This is a genomic window from Sphingomonas sp. BK481 (assembly GCF_014194875.1).
Classification (GTDB): Bacteria; Pseudomonadota; Alphaproteobacteria; order Sphingomonadales; family Sphingomonadaceae; genus Sphingomonas; species Sphingomonas aerolata.
Map to the genome: position 1 here is coordinate 244419 of NZ_JACIAP010000001.1, position 15625 is coordinate 260043.

Here is a 15625-nt window from a genome sequence, read left to right on the forward strand (position 1 = left end):
TGCTAGACGATGGCCATGCTAGAAGAAACGCACGTGCTCAGCACGCCGCCCGAAGGGGCACCCGACTGGACGATCCCGCAAAACTGGTCGAGCTATACCGCCGAGGATCATGCGACCTGGGACACGCTGTTCGCGCGCCAGTCGAAACTGCTCCCCGGCCGCGCGTCGAACGCTTGGCTGCGCGGGCTCGACGTGCTCAAACTCTCGAAGCCCGGCATTCCCGATTTCGAGGAACTGTCCGAACGCCTGATGAAGCTCACCGGCTGGTCGGTCGTCGCGGTGCCCGGCCTCGTCCCCGACGACGTGTTCTTCGATCACATGGCCAATCGCCGCTTCGTCGCGGGCAATTTCATCCGCCGTCCCGACCAGCTCGACTATCTCCAGGAGCCGGACGTCTTCCACGACGTGTTCGGCCACGTGCCCATGCTCGCCGACCCGGTCTTCGCCGACTACCTCGCCGCCTATGGCCGCGGCGGCCAGCGCGCGCTCGGGCTCGACGCGCTCAAATATCTCGGCCGGCTCTACTGGTACACGGTCGAATTCGGCCTGATCGCCGAGCCCGAGGGGCTCCGCATCTACGGCTCGGGCATCGTCTCCAGCTTCGCCGAAACCCGCTTCGCGCTCGACGACCCCAGCCCCAACCGCATCGCCCTCGACCTCGCCCGGGTCATGCGGACGGAGTACCGGATCGACGATTTCCAGCAGAACTACTTCGTCATCCCGAGCTTCGATGAACTGCTGCGCCTGACGGTCGAGACCGATTTCGCACCGCTGTACGAGGATCTGAAGGCCCAGCCCGACATCCCCGTCGCCCGGATCGAACCCGGCGACGTCGTGCTCACGCACGGCACGCAGGCCTATGCGAAAGCCAAGGCTGCAGCCTGAACCCAGCCGCTAACCCCAAACCCACCCCGGCGAAGGCCGGGGCCCAGTTGGGAAGGCTGTGCGATTCATGCGCGAAGGTTCACCCAACTGGGCCCCGGCCTCCGCCGGGGTGGTGTCGGGTAGGAGGCGAGGCGCAGGCCGCACCCCCATGTTCCCCCGCGAAGGCGGGGGCCCAGACTGGACCCCCGCCTTCGCGGGGGAACAGGCGTCCTGAGGAGGGGCTCTCAGAAATCTCGCGCGCGGCCGTATCACCTCGTAAAACCGAACGCCGCCCCGCCTACGCACCACCCCGGCGAAGGCCGGGGCCCAGTTGGGAAGGCTGTGCGACTCTACCTCGAAGGTTCACCCAACTGGGCCCCGGCCTCCGCCGGGGTGGCGTCGGGTGTGCGGCGAGACGCAGGCCGGTCAAATATCCAGCGCCCACCCATCGCGCCCCTTGGGATCGAACGGCCCGTCCGCCACGAACCGCGTCGCCCCCGCGCGCAGCCGCAGCACGCTCCAGTCCCCGCGTCGGTCGACCGCCTCCAGCGAGCACCCGCACGCAGCATAGGCCGCGACCACGCCCGCGCGCTGCGTCTCGAGCAGCCCCGCCAGCACGATCGTCGCCCCCGCATCGGCGATCGACGCGATCTCGGGCGCCATCGACACGAGCGGCCCCGCCAGAATGTTGGCAATCACCAGGTCATAGGGCGCGCGCGCGACGATCGCGTCGTCGAGCGTCCCGTCGGCCACCACCAGGTCGATCCCCGCGACGCCGTTCAGGTCCGCATTCTCCTGCGTTACCTCGATCGAAACTGGATCGATATCTGTCCCCATCACCGCCGCATCGGGCCACAGATGCGCCGCGGCAAAGGCGAGCAGCCCGGTCCCCGTGCCGATGTCGATGACGTTGCCGAACCGCTCGCCCGGCGCCGCATCCGCCAGCCCGTCGAGCATCGCCAGGCACCCGCTGGTCGTCTCGTGATGTCCCGTCCCGAACGCGCGGCTCGCCTCGATCAGGAAGGCGCGCTTGCCCGCGGGCACCGCATCGGCATGCGCGCGGGTGTGGACGAAGAACCGCCCGACCGACAACGGCTCGAGCCCCGCCTGGCTCATCGTCACCCAGTCCGCCGCGGCCAGCCGCTCGACCGCGATTTTGGCCCCCGCCGCGCTCGGCACCAGCGCGCGCACCGCCGCGACCGTGTCGGCGCCCGGCTCATGCTCGAAATACGCGTCGAGCCGCCAGGATTCGACGTCGTCCTCGATCTCCTCGGTGGTCATCAGCACTGCGTCGCCGGGAATCGCATCACCCAGATCGCCGCTCGCATCGATCGCCTCCGCCTCCGCACGCGTGCAGGGGAGGGTGAGTTTCCAGCTCTCAGCGGACATGGCTGGCGCCGTTCACGTCGATCACCGCGCCGGTCATCGACGCCGGCGCCTCGAGCGCGCAATAGCGCGCGACCGAGGCGACTTCGGCGGGGTCCGCGACCTTGCCGAGCGGAATGTCGGCGAGCAGCGCATCGCCGCCGCGGCTCGACAGATAATCTTCCGCCATCCCGGTCATCGTGAAGCCGGGGCAGATCGCGAACGCCAGGATCCCCTCGCGGGCATAGCCGCGCGCGATCGTCTTGGTCATCGCCACCATTCCCGCCTTCGACGCGGCATAATGCCAGTGCGCGGGCGAATCGCCGCGATAGGCGGCGCGGCTGGCCATGTTGACGATCCGGCCCGCAAACCCGCGCGCCTGCCAGTGCAGCACCGCGAGCCGGCACAGTTCGGCGGACGCGGTCAGGTTGATCCGCATCGTCCGCTCCCACTGAGCGGTCCAGTCGCCGTCACCCAGCGGGCTCGCCTCGAAAACTCCGGCATTGTTGATCAGCACGTCGATCGTGCCGCCGGCCTGTTCGAGCGCGGCGGTCCACAGCGCGGTCGGCCCGGCGGGGTCGGCGAAGTCGGCGGGGAGCCCGCTCGCGCTGCCCCCGTTGCTGCTCTTGTGCCCGATGACGGTGGCGCCCGCGTCGGTCAGCGCCTGGTGAATGGCCGCGCCGATGCCCCGGCTCGACCCTGTGAGTAGGATGGTCATGCCCAGGGCCTTAGCGCGCCCGGTAAGGGTCCGTCACCTGCCCGATTGCACGGCGGTGAGGTCGTTCACGCGACGCTGGACGAAAACCCGTCGGCGGCGCCGCGCAGCACGCTCAGCTTGTCGTCGATCAGCCCGAAATCCTGGCCGAGCAACGTGATCTCGTTGGCGACCGCCTCCGCATCGCCGCGGATCATGTCGATCGTCGCGGACATCGTGTCGGCGGCCAGCGCGGTTTCGTCGACCGCGGCGGTGATCGACGCGACGGTCCGCGCCTGCGCGTCCATCGCCTGGCGGATCCGCAGCGCGCTGTCCTGGACCTCGCCGACGGTCGTGCGGATGCCGACGCTGGTCGTCACCGAGCTGTGCGTCGCGGCTTGGATCGCGGCGATCTTGGTCGCGATGTCGTCGGTCGCGCGTGCGGTCTGGCTGGCGAGGCTCTTCACCTCCTGCGCCACCACCGCAAAGCCGCGCCCGGCATCGCCTGCGCGCGCCGCCTCGATCGTCGCGTTGAGCGCGAGCAGATTGGTCTGCCCCGCGATCGTCCGGATCAGCCCCAGGATCGACTCGATCGACTGGGCATGCGCGCTCAGCGTCTCGGACATGCCGACCGCGTCGGTCGCCTGTGCCGACGCGCGGTTGGCGATCTCGGCGGCCGCCTCGACCTCGATCCGCGCGCCCTCGATCGCGCAGATCAGTCCCGAGGCGGTGTGCGCGGCCTCGCGCATCGCCAGCGCCGACTGTTCGGCGGCGGCGGCGACCTCGCTCGTCTTGCCGAGCACGCTGCGGGTCGAGGTCGACGCGCCCATCGCCTGGACGCGGATCCGCGCGCCCAGCTCGGCGGTGTCCTCGATCGACGTCGCGATGCTCTCACGGAACGCCGCCGCCCGCGCGCTGCGGGCGATCCGCGCCGCCTCGGCATCGGACGCGCTCAGATGCGACGCCATGATGTCCGCCTCGATCAGCGCGAGCCGCTGGATCACGTCGCCCAGCATCCGCATCGACGCGGTGTCGGTGCCGACCCGTTCGGCGATCAGCCCGAGCGTGACGCTGTGCGCGAACGCCAGCGCGGCGAGCAAGGCGGGCAGCGGGATGTTCGCCTTGCGCGACTGGACCGCATGGTCGATCGCGATGTCCCGCCACGCCAGGTCATAGGGAGAGAGATATTTCAGCCGGACATAGTCCGCGCTCGCGACGATGCTGCGTTCGAGTCGCTCGGGGGTGAAGGCGGGCCGGACATGAAGCGCGCTCTCGAGCGAGAGGTAATGCCGCCAGAACGTCTCCGCGATCAGCCGGTGGTCGGCGGCATGCAGCATCGCGGTCAGCGTCGCGCAGCTCGGCCCGATCGCGCCGTCCCAGTCATAGTCGCGCACGCGTTCGTACAGCGGCCGGCCATCATTGCCCCAGTCCAGCGTGCCGTGCGGCACGCCATTGCTCATGCGGTCGATTGGCGCGGTCATGCTCCCCCCTTGTGCCCTCCGTTATGCAGCCACCTTCGCGATGAATACGCCCGCGCTGGTCTTCAGATTGCTCAGCCGGCTGTCGAGCATGTCGAAGCCCCGGCCGACGCCGTCGATCTCGGTCGCCACCATTTCAGTATCCGCCCTGATCGCCGCGATCGTCGTCGACATCGAATCAGCGGCGAGCGCGGTCTCGTCGACCGCGGCGGTGATCGCGGTGACGGTCTGTGCCTGCGCTTCCATCGCGTGACGGATCCGGTCGGCGCTGTCCTGCACCTCCGCGACGGTCGCCTTGATGCTCGCATTGGTCGCCACCGTGCCGCGCGTCGCCGACTGGATCGCGGCGATCTTCGCGGCGATGTCGTCGGTCGCGCGCGCGGTCTGGCTGGCGAGGCTCTTCACCTCCTGCGCCACCACCGCGAAGCCGCGTCCCGCATCGCCCGCGCGCGCCGCCTCGATCGTCGCGTTGAGCGCGAGCAGGTTGGTCTGGCCGGCAATGTCTCGGATCAGCCCCAGGATCGACTCGATCGACTTGGCGTGATCGCTCAGCGCCTCGGACATGCCGACCGCGTCGGTCGCCTGTGCGGATGCGCGATTGGCGATCTCGGCCGCGGCCTCGACCTCGCTGCGCGCATCCTCGATCGCGCGGATCAGCCCCGCGGCGGTCTGCGCAGCCTCGCGCATCGCGACCGCGGACTGTTCGGCGGCGGCGGCCACCTCGCTCGCCTTGCCCAGCACCGCGCGGGTCGAGGCCGAGCTGCGGACCGCCTGTTCGCGCAGGACATGACCTTCGTCGGTCGCGGTCTCGACCATTGTCGCGATTCCGTCGCGGAATTCGACCGCCAGCGTGTCGCGCGCGCCCTGCGCCGAGAAGTTGCGATATTTGGTATAGATCGCCACGGTGATCTCACCTTCCAGCGCCGACAGCCTCATCAGCGTGTCGATATACAAGGAAAGTCGGTCATTGTCGCGCGCCACGCTCTGCATCAGCACGCCGAGCGCGGCACGGTCGCTCGCGCTGATCATCGACAGCAGCGCCATCGGCGACACGTCGGCGGCATAGGCCGCGGCGACCGACCGCTCGACCGATTCGACCCAGCCGCGCGCATTGGTGTTCAGGAAGCGATCGCGCAGGAAATTGCAGCCGACCTCGATCATCGCGTCGGCCTCGTGCGGCGACCAGATCCGCTCGTTGCTGAAACAGCGCTGCCACTGTTCCCAATAGGCCTGGGAGATGGTGACGACATGCGGTTCGATCAGCGCCCAGAGCTCGCGGCTGGCCGCCGCGAGCGAGCCGTCGAAGTCGAACGCGCGCAGCCGTGCGGCCAGGTCGATCTGGGTGGCGATCGACCCGGGGGCCGGCATGTCGAGTGAGGTCAAAGGGTAAACTCCGGATCGCGTTGCCCGGCCAGCGCTAACGGTGATTCCTTAAGGCCAGGTTAGGGATCGATGCCGCGGGGCAGGGGGCGTCCGGCACCGCCTGCGCATTGCCCTGGGTTATCAAGCCGGGCGGCGATGGGTTGCATCGCAGCACATGGCGTCTAATAGACCGGCAAACCGTTCGTTACTCGCCCTTCGTACTCGAGGACACAGCCCTTGGCATCGCGCAACCCGGCACGCCCGCTTTCTCCCCATCTGCAGGTCTATAAATGGGGCCCGCACATGCTGGTCTCGATCCTGCACCGCGCGACCGGCAGCGGCATGGCGACCGTCGGCAGCCTGCTGCTCGTCTGGTGGCTCGCCGCGATCGCCTCGGGGGATCAGGCCTATGCGACCTTTGTCGACGTGTTCACGACCGATACGGGCGGGCTCAACATTCTGGGCTACGTCATCGGCATCGGCCTGACCTGGTCGCTGCTCCAGCACATGATGACGGGCATCCGCCATCTGGTGATGGACACCGGCGCCGGATTCGAACTCAAGCGCAACCGCATGGGTGCGCGCGCGACGATCCTGGCCAGCACGCTGCTGACGGTCGCCTTCTGGCTCTACATGGGGATGAAGTAATGGGTTCGGGTACGCCAGTCGGCCGCGTCCGCGGTCTGGGCAGCGCCAAGCACGGCACGCAGCATTGGTGGCAGCAGCGGCTGACCGCCGGCGCCAACATCTTCCTGATGGCCTGGCTGATGGTCGCGGTCGCGCGGATGCCCGCCTATGACTATGCCTCGGTGCATCTGTGGCTCCAGTCGTCCTGGGCGGCGATCCCGATGGCGCTGCTGATCCTTTCGGTCTTCTACCATTTCCGTCTCGGCCTTCAGGTCGTGATCGAGGATTACATGCACGGCGAAAGCCGCGTCGTGACGATGATCCTGCTCAACCTGTTCACCTTCACGCTGGGCGGCATCGCCCTGTTCGCGATCCTGAAGGTCGCCTTCTCCGGAGCTCCTGCGTAATGTCAGCTGCCTACAAGATCATCGATCATACCTATGATGCGGTCGTCGTCGGGGCCGGCGGCTCGGGCCTGCGCGCCACGATGGGCATCGCCGAGAGCGGCCTGAAGACCGCGTGCATCACCAAGGTCTTCCCGACCCGGTCGCACACCGTCGCCGCCCAGGGCGGCATCGCCGCGTCGCTCGGCAACAACTCGCCGGATCACTGGACCTGGCACATGTTCGATACCGTCAAGGGTTCCGACTGGCTCGGCGACCAGGACGCGATCGAATATCTGTGCCGCGAGGCGCCGCAGGCGGTGTACGAGCTCGAACATGCCGGCATGCCGTTCAGCCGTAACGAGAACGGGACGATCTATCAGCGTCCGTTCGGCGGCCACATGCAGAACATGGGCGAGGGCCCCCCGGTCCAGCGCACCGCCGCTGCCGCCGATCGCACCGGCCACGCGATGCTCCATGCGCTCTACCAGCAGAGCCTGAAGTACAATACGGACTTCTTCGTCGAGTATTTCGCGCTCGACCTGATCATGGAGAACGGCGTCTGCCGCGGCGTGATCGCTTTGTGCATGGAAGACGGTTCGATCCACCGCTTCCGGAGCCACCAGACCGTGCTCGCCACCGGCGGTTACGGCCGCGTCTATTTCTCGGCGACCTCGGCGCACACCTGCACCGGTGACGGCAATGCGATGGTGCTCCGCGCCGGGCTGCCGCTCCAGGACATGGAGTTCGTCCAGTTCCACCCGACCGGCATCTACGGCGCGGGCGTTCTCATCACCGAGGGCGCGCGCGGTGAGGGCGGCTACCTGACCAACTCCGAGGGCGAGCGCTTCATGGAGCGCTATGCCCCGTCGGCGAAGGACCTCGCCTCGCGCGACGTCGTCAGCCGCTCGATGGCGCTCGAAATGCGCGAAGGCCGCGGCGTCGGCAAGAATGGCGACCACATCTTCCTGCACCTCGATCACATCGATCCGAAGGTGCTCGCCGAGCGCCTTCCGGGCATCACCGAGACCGGCAAGGTCTTTGCGGGCGTCGATCTCACGCGCCAACCGCTGCCCGTCACGCCGACCGTGCATTACAACATGGGCGGCATCCCGACCAACTTCCACGGCGAGGTCGTCAACCTCGTCGGCGGCAACCCCGACGCGGTCGTCCCCGGCCTGTTCGCGGTCGGTGAGGCCGCCTGCGTCTCGGTTCACGGCGCCAACCGTCTCGGCTCGAACAGCCTGATCGATCTCGTGGTGTTCGGCCGTGCGACCGGCCTGCGGATCCGCGACACGCTCAAGCCCGGCACCGCGCACGCGCCGCTGCCCAAGGGCTCGGAAGACCTCGCGCTGACGCGTCTCGACACGTTCCGCAACGCGAGCGGCGGGTCGCCGACCGCGCAGATCCGTCTCGACATGCAGCAGACGATGCAGAAGCATTGCGCCGTGTTCCGCGACACCGAACTGCTCAACCAGGGCGTCGAGAAGATGGCGGGCATCTACAACCGGATGACCGACGTCGCCGTGAAGGATCGCAGCATGATCTGGAACACCGATCTGGTCGAGACGATGGAGCTCGACAATCTGATCGGCCAGGCCGTCGTCACGATGAACTCGGCCGCCAACCGCACCGAGTCGCGCGGCGCGCACATGCACGAGGATTTCCCCGAGCGTGACGATGCCAACTGGATGAAGCACACCATCACGACCTTCGACGGCTGGGGTGGCAAGGGCGGTCAGACCAAGATCGATTTCCGCCCGGTGCACGACTACACGCTCACCGACGACGTCGACTACATCAAGCCCAAGAAGCGGGTCTATTGATGATTTGGGCCATCATCGCGATCGGGTTCCTCGTGCCCGTCGCGGTGGGGCTGCTGACGCGGTTCCCGCCGATGATCGCCGGCTTTCTCTGGCCGGCGATCGTCGCGATCGGCACCGCGATCTATATCTACGGCATCGAGACGCGCGCGCCCGGCGAAGACCCGCAGAAGATCGCGATCACCTTCTTCGCGCTCTTCTCGCTCGCCGGCGGCGTCCCCGGCGGCCTGGTCGGCTGGATCCTCCAGCACAGGCGACAGGCCAATCCGGCACTCGACCGGGACATCTGACCTCAAGGGCTGGCGGGGCCTTTCGCCGTCGCTTCCAGACGATCCGCCAGCCACATCTTGATGAGCGCCTGACGCGTGACGCCACGCTTGCGGGCTTGCACGTCGAGACTCTCTACCATCCACGTGGGGAAATCGACGTTCACGCGCTTGGCCTCCAGCGCAGGCTTGCGCGGGCTGGACCAGTCGAAATACGCGCTGACATCCTCGCCCTCGTCAAACCGCCGGTCGAGCTCGTCGGCTGAGATAGCCTTGTGCAGCACGGAGTTAGCCGGTGCGGGCGCGTTCATAAGCCAGTTCCTCATAATCTCTCGCGCGGCGAACCGAGATGATCCGGGTCGCCGTACCGCGATCGGTGACGATCGCCGTCCACAGGCGATCGCCGATCCGGCCGATCACCAGTTGCCGGTCCTCGCCCACATGGCGCTGGGCCGATCCGACGACGATCCGCTCGTCATCGCCCCACAGCGCCTGAGCTTCGACGAAATCAATACCGTGCTTGACCGCGTTGGCCGCGCTCTTGTCCGGGTCGAATTCGAACATGCCCAACTCTACCGCAATTTCGGTATAGAATCTATACTCCCGGTCTTTTGCGGACGACATCGGAACCGCTCGATACCGCGGTAAGTTTGCCCGCGCATGACCGACACCTCCCCCGCTTCGAACGCGCGCAACTATCCGTTGCTCGCCGTCCCCCATGTCCAGCTGCACGGCCCCGTCGACGACGCGATGTACGACAGCTTCAAGGCGCAGGTCGCGGCCGCGCCGACCGAGGGGCCGCTCGTCGTCTCGATCACCACGCTCGGCGGCGATCCCGAAATGGCGCGCGCGATGGGCGACCATATCCGCCTGCTGCGCGAATATACCGATCGCGAGACGCTGTTCCTCGGCAAGGTCGCGGTCTATTCGGCCGGCGCGACCTTCATGTCGGCCTTCCCCGCCGACAGCCGCTTCCTCACGCGCAACAGCCGCCTCATGATCCATGAGCGCCAGATGACGAGCACGATCCAGCTCAACGGCCCGCTCAACGCGCTGTCTTATACGCTGAAGGCCAAGCTCCACGAGATCGAGGATTCGATCAACATCCAGGAAGAAGGCTTTCGCGATCTCGTCCGCGGCACCAAGGTCGATATCGAGGAGCTGAAGGCCAAGGCGCCGTCCAACTGGTATATCGAGGCGGAGGAAGCGCGCGATCTCGGGCTGATCCTCGACATCATCTGACGGTTGCGGCGGTCCGTGCCCCGCCCCACATATGACTCATGTTGCACCCGCGAAGCTAAGGATTTGCGGGCAGGGCCCCTGTCATGTATCGGCTCTGACAACCTTGTCATCACACCACGGACGGACCGCTCGCAATGGCCGAATTCTCGCTCCCGAAAAACAGCGTCGTTAAGAAGGGCGTCAAGCACGCCTCGACCAGCGGGGGCAAGCGGCTGAAATCGTTCAAGGTGTATCGCTACGATCCCGATAGCGGCGAAAATCCCCGCTACGACACGTTCGAGCTCGACCTCGACGAGACCGGCCCGATGGTGCTCGACGCGCTGATCAAGATGAAGGGCGAGCAGGACAGCTCGCTGACCTTCCGCCGTTCGTGCCGCGAGGGGATCTGCGGTTCCTGCTCGATGAACATCGACGGCAAGAACGGTCTCGCCTGCACCACCGCGATCGAGGATTGCAAGGGTGAGGTCCAGATCACGCCGCTGCCGCACATGGACGTGATCAAGGATCTCGTCCCCGACTTCACGCATTTCTACGCGCAATATTCGTCGATCAAGCCCTGGCTCCAGACCGTCACCCCGCCGCCCTCGGGCAAGGAGCGTCTCCAGTCTCCCGAAGACCGCTCGAAGCTCGACGGCCTGTACGAGTGCATCCTGTGCGCCTGCTGCTCGACCTCCTGCCCGAGCTACTGGTGGAACGCCGACAAGTTCCTCGGCCCCGCGATCCTGCTCCAGGCCTATCGCTGGCTCGCCGACAGCCGCGACGAGATGACCGGCGAGCGGCTCGACGAGCTCGAGGATCCGTTCCGCCTCTATCGCTGCCACACGATCATGAACTGCGCCAACGCCTGCCCCAAGGGTCTTAACCCCGCCAAGGCGATCGCCGAGATCAAGAAGATGGAAGCCGAACGGATCGTCTGATCGGGCAGGGGGAGGGCGGTCCCCTCCACCTCGCTCTCGCCCCGCCTCGCTCTACCCTCCGTTCGTGCTGAGCGAAGTCGAAGCACAGGCCCGGGGCAGGGCGCGGCGCTCCCCCACCCCCGTTCGTGCTGAGCGAAGTCGAAGCACAAGCCCGGGGCAGGTGGTGGCGCTCCCCCAACCCCGTTCGTGCTGAGCGAAGTCGAAGCACAGGCCCGGGGCCAGGGACGACGTTTGCCAAGTCCTTCGACTTCGCTCAGGACGAATGGAGAGGGCCCGGAGGCGGGGCCAAAAAGGGGCGCCGTTCGCAAGCTTCGAAGGACATGCCGTTGACCACCCCCCATTTCCTCGACGCCGAAGACCCCGCAAACCCCGGCTGGCGCAGCTGGACCCTGTCCGACCCGACCCGGTTCAACACGCTGCTCGGCCCCATGCTCTACCGCGTCGACGGCCACCGCGTCCGCGTCCGCATCACGCCCGAGCGTCGCCATTCGAACCTGCAGGACAATGTGCATGGTGGCGCGCTGCTTGGCTTCATCGACGTGGCGCTGTTCGCCGCCGCCCGCGGCTTCGGGCTGATCACCGCCGGCACCGCGGTGACGCTCGACCTCAACACCCAGTTCATCGGTGGCGGCCGGATCGGCGCCCCGATCGAGGCGCAGGTTGAGGTGCTCAAGGAAACCGGCCGCCTCTTGTTCCTGCGGGGCCTCGTGGTGCAAGGCGACGACGAAGCGAAGATCGCGGCCTTCTCCGCGACGATCCGCAAGCCGTCGCCTAAGCCGCCGAAGGGCTGACCCCGACCGCTATCACCACCCCGGCGAAGGCCGGGGCCCAGTTGGGACACGATCATTGTTCAAGCGTAGCGTTCTATCACGGCGACCTTTCCCCCTGGGCCCCGGCCTCCGCCGGGGTGGTGAAGACCAATGACCGTCCTCGCCGCCTACGAAGCGCTCGTCGCCTCCGGTGAACTCCGCCCCGACCCCGAACAGGCCGCCGCCGCCGCGCGCCTGAACACGCTCGCCACCGAACTCGCCGCACCCGTCGCGACCGGCTTCTTCGCGCGCTTTGCGAAAAAATCAGCCCCGCGCGGCGTCTATCTCTGGGGCGGGGTCGGCCGCGGCAAGTCGATGCTGATGGACCTGTTCTTCGCCGAGGTCGCGGTCGACCGGAAGCGCCGCGTCCATTTCGGCGAGTTCATGCTCGAGGTCCATGCCCGCATCGCCGCCGAGCGCCGCAAGGAGGTCGGCGACCCGATCGTCCCCGTCGCCACCGCGATCGCCGAGGAAACCCGGCTGCTCGCGTTCGACGAGATGATGGTCACCAACAGCCCCGACGCGATGATCCTGTCGCGGCTCGTCACCTCGCTGCTTGATTCCGGCGTGACGATCGTCACCACCTCGAACCGCCCGCCCGCCGATCTCTACAAGAACGGCCTCAACCGCGAGCATTTCCTCCCCTTCATCGCGACGATCGAACAGCGGCTCGACGTCCTCCCGCTCAACGGCCCCGTCGATTACCGCCGCGACCGGCTCGGCAGCCAGGACACCTGGCTCGTCCCCAACGGGCCGGAGGCCACCGCGCAGCTCTCCGCCGCGTTCTTCCGCCTCACCGACTTCTCGCCCGACGACAGCGAGCATGTCCCGTCCGAGGAGCTGATCGTCCAGGGCCGGGCCCTGCGCGTCCCCAAGTCGCTGAAAGGCGTCGCGGTGTTCAGCTTCAAAAAGCTGTGCGGCGAGGCGAGGGGGGTGGCCGACTATCTCGCCATCGCCCGCAAATTCCACACGATCATCCTCGTCGGCATCCCCAAGCTCGGGCCCGAAAACCGCAACGAGGCCGCGCGCTTCGTCGGGCTGATCGACGCGCTCTACGAGCACAAGGTCAAGCTGCTCGCCGCCGCCGACGCGCAACCGGGCGATCTCTACGCGAGCGGCGACGGCCGGTTCGAATTCGACCGCACGATCAGCCGGCTGGAAGAGATGCGCTCCGAGGAGTATCTGGCGGAAGGGCATATCTGACGCACCCCAAACACCACCCCGGCGAAGGCCGGGGCCCAGTTGGAAAGGCCGTCGTAACGAAGACCTGCGCATAGTTTGCACCGTCCCCCAACTGGGCCCCGGCCTCCGCCGGGGTGGTTCAGCGCACGTCCGCAGGCTTATTGCTCCTGCGAACGAGTTGCAATAACGAGACCACTTTTCCGCTTTAACGGTTGCCGTAGCGCCATAATGCGCGTAACCGGCGTCACCAATCACCCCGCACATCAGACGGAGACGGATTGGAATGGCTCGCAAGAAGATCGCGCTGATTGGCGCCGGTAACATCGGCGGCACGCTCGCGCACCTCGCAGCACTCAAGGGTCTGGGCGACATCGTCCTGTTCGACGTGGCCGAGGGCATCCCCCAGGGCAAGGCGCTCGACCTGTCGCAGTGCGGCCCGGTCGAAGGCTTCGACTCGACGATCACCGGCTCGAACGACTATGCCGACATCGCCGGCGCGGACGTCATCATCGTCACCGCCGGTGTCGCGCGCAAGCCCGGCATGAGCCGCGACGACCTGCTCGGCATCAACCTCAAGGTCATGAAGGCCGTGGGCGAGGGCATCAAGGCCAACGCACCCGGCGCATTCGTCATCTGCATCACCAACCCGCTCGACGCGATGGTGTGGGCGCTGCGCGAATTCTCGGGGCTCCCGCATCACATGGTCGTCGGCATGGCCGGCGTGCTCGACTCGTCGCGCTTCAGCCATTTCCTCGCCGACGAGTTCAAGGTCTCGGTCAAGGACGTCACCAGCTTCGTGCTCGGCGGCCATGGCGACACGATGGTCCCGGTGATCCAGTATTCGACCGTCTCGGGCATCCCGGTTCCCGATCTGATCGCGATGGGCATGTCCACGCAGGAAAAGATCGACGCGATCGTCAAGCGCACGCGCGGCGGCGGCGGCGAGATCGTCGCACTGCTGAAAACCGGCTCGGCCTATTACGCGCCCGCCACCAGCGGCATCGCGATGGCCGAAGCCTATCTCTACGACCAGAAGCGCGTCCTGCCCGCCGCGGCCTATGTCTCGGGTGAATACGGCCTCGACGATCTGTATGTCGGCGTGCCCGTGGTCATCGGTGCCGGCGGCGTCGAGAAGATCGTCGAGATCAAGCTCGACGACGAAGCCAAGGGCAACCTCCAGGTCTCGGTCGACGCGGTCAAGGAACTGATCGTGGCCTGCAAGGGTATCGACGGTAGCCTGAACTGATTTGAGCTGAGGTAGGGAATACCACCCCGGCGAAGGCCGGGGCCCAATTGGGAAGGCCCCCGTGATGGAAGACCAGGCGTTCGTCTACATCATGGCCAGCGGGTATAACGGTACGATCTATCTCGGCTCGACGGTGAACTTGCCGAAACGCGTGTGGGAACACCGCAACGGCGTCGTCGCAGGGTTCACGAAGAAGTGCGACTGCAAGCTACTCGTCTGGTACGAATTGCTCGGCAGTTGGGAAGCCGCCCGGCAGCGCGAGCTGCACATGAAGGAGTGGAAGCGGGACTGGAAATTGCGAGAGATCAATGGTTTCAATCCCGGCTGGGACGACCTTTACGATCGCATCGCACAACCATGACCGCTTTCCCAATTGGGCCCCGGCCTTCGCCGGGGTGGTAAGGAACGAGACAAGATGAGCATCCTCGTCGACAAGAACACCAAGGTCATCACGCAGGGCATGACCGGCGAAACCGGCAGCTTCCACACCAAGATGGCGCTGGAATACGGCACGCAGATGGTCGGTGGCGTCACCCCCGGCAAGGGCGGCACGACTCACCTCGACCTCCCCGTCTACAACACCGTCGCCGAGGCGAAGTCGGTCACCGGCGCGACCGCGTCCGTGATCTACGTGCCGCCCCCCTTCGCCGCCGACTCGATCCTCGAGGCGATCGACGCACAGATCGAGCTGATCGTCGCGATCACCGAGGGCATTCCGGTGCTCGACATGGTCAAGGTCAAGCGCGCGCTCGCGGGTTCCAAGTCGCGCCTGATCGGCCCGAACTGCCCCGGCGTCCTGACCCCCGGCGAGTGCAAGATCGGCATCATGCCCGGTTCGATCTTCAAGAAGGGCTCGGTCGGCGTTGTCAGCCGTTCAGGCACGCTCACCTATGAGGCGGTCTTCCAGACCTCGAACGCAGGCCTTGGTCAGACGACCGCGGTCGGCATCGGTGGCGATCCGGTCAACGGCACGAACTTCATCGACGTGCTCGAGCTGTTCCTTGCCGACGACGAGACCAAGTCGATCATCATGATCGGCGAGATCGGCGGCGACGCCGAGGAGCAGGCCGCGCAGTTCCTGATCGACGAGGCCAAGCGTGGCCGCAAGAAGCCGATGGCCGGCTTCATCGCGGGCCGCACCGCACCTCCGGGTCGCCGCATGGGGCATGCCGGTGCGATCGTCTCGGGCGGCAAGGGCGATGCCGAGAGCAAGATCGCGGCGATGGAAGCTGCCGGGATCAAGGTCTCGGAAAGCCCCAGCCTGCTCGGCGAGACGCTGCTGAGCGTGCTGAAGGGTTGATCTTACTACCCCTCTCCCCCCGGGGAGAGGGAAGGAGCCGCCATTTGGCGGCGGAAGGGTGAGGGCA

General features: G+C 66.8%; 18 protein-coding genes. 12 read left to right on the forward strand and 6 right to left on the reverse strand.

All coding sequences use genetic code 11. The features are described from left to right. The first annotated feature begins 15 nt into the window (after nucleotides 1-15). Nucleotides 16-885, forward strand: a complete 870-nt coding sequence (gene phhA / locus FHY04_RS01070; RefSeq protein WP_183935436.1) for a phenylalanine 4-monooxygenase — start codon at nucleotides 16-18, stop codon at nucleotides 883-885. 405 nt (nucleotides 886-1290) lie between these two features. Here the strand turns inward: phhA and FHY04_RS01075 are convergent, their stop codons facing one another. The 4 genes from FHY04_RS01075 to FHY04_RS22860 all read right to left on the reverse strand — a co-directional run bounded on the left by FHY04_RS01075 (nucleotide 1291) and on the right by FHY04_RS22860 (nucleotide 5769). Then, nucleotides 1291-2253: a 50S ribosomal protein L11 methyltransferase gene (locus tag FHY04_RS01075; RefSeq protein ID WP_183935119.1), complete on the reverse strand. Its 963-nt coding sequence runs from the start codon at nucleotides 2251-2253 to the stop codon at nucleotides 1291-1293. After that, nucleotides 2243-2947 (reverse strand): SDR family NAD(P)-dependent oxidoreductase, encoded by a 705-nt coding sequence (locus tag FHY04_RS01080; protein WP_183935120.1) that lies wholly within the window; start codon nucleotides 2945-2947, stop codon nucleotides 2243-2245. The genes FHY04_RS01075 and FHY04_RS01080 overlap by 11 nt, the downstream gene beginning before the upstream one ends. Nucleotides 2948-3012: 65 nt before the next feature. Further along, nucleotides 3013-4404 carry a methyl-accepting chemotaxis protein gene (locus tag FHY04_RS01085; protein WP_260171258.1) on the reverse strand — a complete coding sequence of 464 codons (1392 nt, stop codon included), beginning with the start codon at nucleotides 4402-4404 and terminating at the stop codon, nucleotides 3013-3015. Nucleotides 4405-4425: 21 nt separating this feature from the next. After that, complete coding sequence (locus tag FHY04_RS22860) at nucleotides 4426-5769, reverse strand: methyl-accepting chemotaxis protein (protein WP_031393659.1); 1344 nt, start codon at nucleotides 5767-5769, stop codon at nucleotides 4426-4428. Between the two features lie 297 nt (nucleotides 5770-6066). Between FHY04_RS22860 and sdhC the strand changes: the two genes are divergently transcribed. From sdhC to FHY04_RS01110, 4 genes are read left to right on the forward strand one after another with little or no spacing between them, the layout of a single operon-like run. Then, on the forward strand, nucleotides 6067-6411 hold the full coding sequence (gene sdhC, locus FHY04_RS01095) for a succinate dehydrogenase, cytochrome b556 subunit (RefSeq protein WP_031393660.1): 345 nt from the start codon (nucleotides 6067-6069) through the stop codon (nucleotides 6409-6411). Beyond that, nucleotides 6411-6797: a succinate dehydrogenase, hydrophobic membrane anchor protein gene (sdhD, locus tag FHY04_RS01100; protein ID WP_031440117.1), complete on the forward strand. Its 387-nt coding sequence runs from the start codon at nucleotides 6411-6413 to the stop codon at nucleotides 6795-6797. Before sdhC ends, sdhD begins: the two co-directional genes overlap by 1 nt. Further along, on the forward strand, nucleotides 6797-8599 hold the full coding sequence (gene sdhA, locus FHY04_RS01105) for a succinate dehydrogenase flavoprotein subunit (RefSeq protein ID WP_031440116.1): 1803 nt from the start codon (nucleotides 6797-6799) through the stop codon (nucleotides 8597-8599). Before sdhD ends, sdhA begins: the two co-directional genes overlap by 1 nt. Further along, a complete protein-coding gene (locus tag FHY04_RS01110) occupies nucleotides 8599-8886 on the forward strand; it encodes a hypothetical protein (RefSeq protein WP_107932027.1) in 288 nt (95 codons plus the stop codon). The genes sdhA and FHY04_RS01110 overlap by 1 nt, the downstream gene beginning before the upstream one ends. A gap of 2 nt (nucleotides 8887-8888) precedes the next feature. On the opposite strand, the gene brnA is transcribed toward FHY04_RS01110, so the two are convergent. Next, on the reverse strand, nucleotides 8889-9173 hold the full coding sequence (gene brnA / locus FHY04_RS01115) for a type II toxin-antitoxin system BrnA family antitoxin (RefSeq protein WP_221211585.1): 285 nt from the start codon (nucleotides 9171-9173) through the stop codon (nucleotides 8889-8891). Further along, nucleotides 9151-9426 (reverse strand): BrnT family toxin, encoded by a 276-nt coding sequence (locus FHY04_RS01120; RefSeq protein ID WP_031393665.1) that lies wholly within the window; start codon nucleotides 9424-9426, stop codon nucleotides 9151-9153. The genes brnA and FHY04_RS01120 overlap by 23 nt, the downstream gene beginning before the upstream one ends. Before the next feature lie 96 nt (nucleotides 9427-9522). Here FHY04_RS01120 and FHY04_RS01125 point away from each other — a divergent pair, with 96 nt between their 5' ends. The 7 genes from FHY04_RS01125 to sucD all read left to right on the forward strand — a co-directional run bounded on the left by FHY04_RS01125 (nucleotide 9523) and on the right by sucD (nucleotide 15558). Next, the gene (locus FHY04_RS01125) at nucleotides 9523-10104 is read left to right on the forward strand and encodes a ClpP family protease (RefSeq protein ID WP_031393666.1); all 582 of its coding nucleotides are present in this window, start codon (nucleotides 9523-9525) and stop codon (nucleotides 10102-10104) included. A gap of 134 nt (nucleotides 10105-10238) precedes the next feature. After that, nucleotides 10239-11021, forward strand: a complete 783-nt coding sequence (locus FHY04_RS01130) for a succinate dehydrogenase iron-sulfur subunit (RefSeq protein ID WP_031393667.1) — start codon at nucleotides 10239-10241, stop codon at nucleotides 11019-11021. A 320-nt stretch (nucleotides 11022-11341) separates the two neighbouring features. Next, nucleotides 11342-11812, forward strand: a complete 471-nt coding sequence (locus FHY04_RS01135; RefSeq protein WP_183935121.1) for a PaaI family thioesterase — start codon at nucleotides 11342-11344, stop codon at nucleotides 11810-11812. Between the two features lie 129 nt (nucleotides 11813-11941). Next, nucleotides 11942-13033: a cell division protein ZapE gene (gene zapE / locus FHY04_RS01140; RefSeq protein ID WP_183935122.1), complete on the forward strand. Its 1092-nt coding sequence runs from the start codon at nucleotides 11942-11944 to the stop codon at nucleotides 13031-13033. A gap of 262 nt (nucleotides 13034-13295) precedes the next feature. Then, a complete protein-coding gene (gene mdh, locus FHY04_RS01145) occupies nucleotides 13296-14258 on the forward strand; it encodes a malate dehydrogenase (protein WP_183935123.1) in 963 nt (320 codons plus the stop codon). Nucleotides 14259-14322: 64 nt separating this feature from the next. Next, nucleotides 14323-14619, forward strand: coding sequence for a GIY-YIG nuclease family protein (locus FHY04_RS01150; RefSeq protein WP_183935438.1), 297 nt, complete (start codon nucleotides 14323-14325; stop codon nucleotides 14617-14619). 54 nt (nucleotides 14620-14673) lie between these two features. Next, on the forward strand, nucleotides 14674-15558 hold the full coding sequence (gene sucD / locus FHY04_RS01155) for a succinate--CoA ligase subunit alpha (RefSeq protein ID WP_031395407.1): 885 nt from the start codon (nucleotides 14674-14676) through the stop codon (nucleotides 15556-15558). Nucleotides 15559-15625: the final 67 nt, after the last annotated feature.

Excerpts from the sequence above, each read along its gene's own strand:
- phhA (WP_183935436.1), top strand. The coding sequence starts at position 16 with ATGCTAGAAGAAACGCACGTGCTCAGCACGCCGCCCGAAGGGGCACCC.
- FHY04_RS01075 (WP_183935119.1), bottom strand. The coding sequence starts at position 2,253 with ATGTCCGCTGAGAGCTGGAAACTCACCCTCCCCTGCACGCGTGCGGAG.
- FHY04_RS01080 (WP_183935120.1), bottom strand. The coding sequence starts at position 2,947 with ATGACCATCCTACTCACAGGGTCGAGCCGGGGCATCGGCGCGGCCATT.
- FHY04_RS01085 (WP_260171258.1), bottom strand. The coding sequence starts at position 4,404 with ATGACCGCGCCAATCGACCGCATGAGCAATGGCGTGCCGCACGGCACG.
- FHY04_RS22860 (WP_031393659.1), bottom strand. The coding sequence starts at position 5,769 with ATGCCGGCCCCCGGGTCGATCGCCACCCAGATCGACCTGGCCGCACGG.
- sdhC (WP_031393660.1), top strand. The coding sequence starts at position 6,067 with ATGCTGGTCTCGATCCTGCACCGCGCGACCGGCAGCGGCATGGCGACC.
- sdhD (WP_031440117.1), top strand. The coding sequence starts at position 6,411 with ATGGGTTCGGGTACGCCAGTCGGCCGCGTCCGCGGTCTGGGCAGCGCC.
- sdhA (WP_031440116.1), top strand. The coding sequence starts at position 6,797 with ATGTCAGCTGCCTACAAGATCATCGATCATACCTATGATGCGGTCGTC.
- FHY04_RS01110 (WP_107932027.1), top strand. The coding sequence starts at position 8,599 with ATGATTTGGGCCATCATCGCGATCGGGTTCCTCGTGCCCGTCGCGGTG.
- brnA (WP_221211585.1), bottom strand. The coding sequence starts at position 9,173 with ATGAACGCGCCCGCACCGGCTAACTCCGTGCTGCACAAGGCTATCTCA.
- FHY04_RS01120 (WP_031393665.1), bottom strand. The coding sequence starts at position 9,426 with ATGTTCGAATTCGACCCGGACAAGAGCGCGGCCAACGCGGTCAAGCAC.
- FHY04_RS01125 (WP_031393666.1), top strand. The coding sequence starts at position 9,523 with ATGACCGACACCTCCCCCGCTTCGAACGCGCGCAACTATCCGTTGCTC.
- FHY04_RS01130 (WP_031393667.1), top strand. The coding sequence starts at position 10,239 with ATGGCCGAATTCTCGCTCCCGAAAAACAGCGTCGTTAAGAAGGGCGTC.
- FHY04_RS01135 (WP_183935121.1), top strand. The coding sequence starts at position 11,342 with ATGCCGTTGACCACCCCCCATTTCCTCGACGCCGAAGACCCCGCAAAC.
- zapE (WP_183935122.1), top strand. The coding sequence starts at position 11,942 with ATGACCGTCCTCGCCGCCTACGAAGCGCTCGTCGCCTCCGGTGAACTC.
- mdh (WP_183935123.1), top strand. The coding sequence starts at position 13,296 with ATGGCTCGCAAGAAGATCGCGCTGATTGGCGCCGGTAACATCGGCGGC.
- FHY04_RS01150 (WP_183935438.1), top strand. The coding sequence starts at position 14,323 with ATGGAAGACCAGGCGTTCGTCTACATCATGGCCAGCGGGTATAACGGT.
- sucD (WP_031395407.1), top strand. The coding sequence starts at position 14,674 with ATGAGCATCCTCGTCGACAAGAACACCAAGGTCATCACGCAGGGCATG.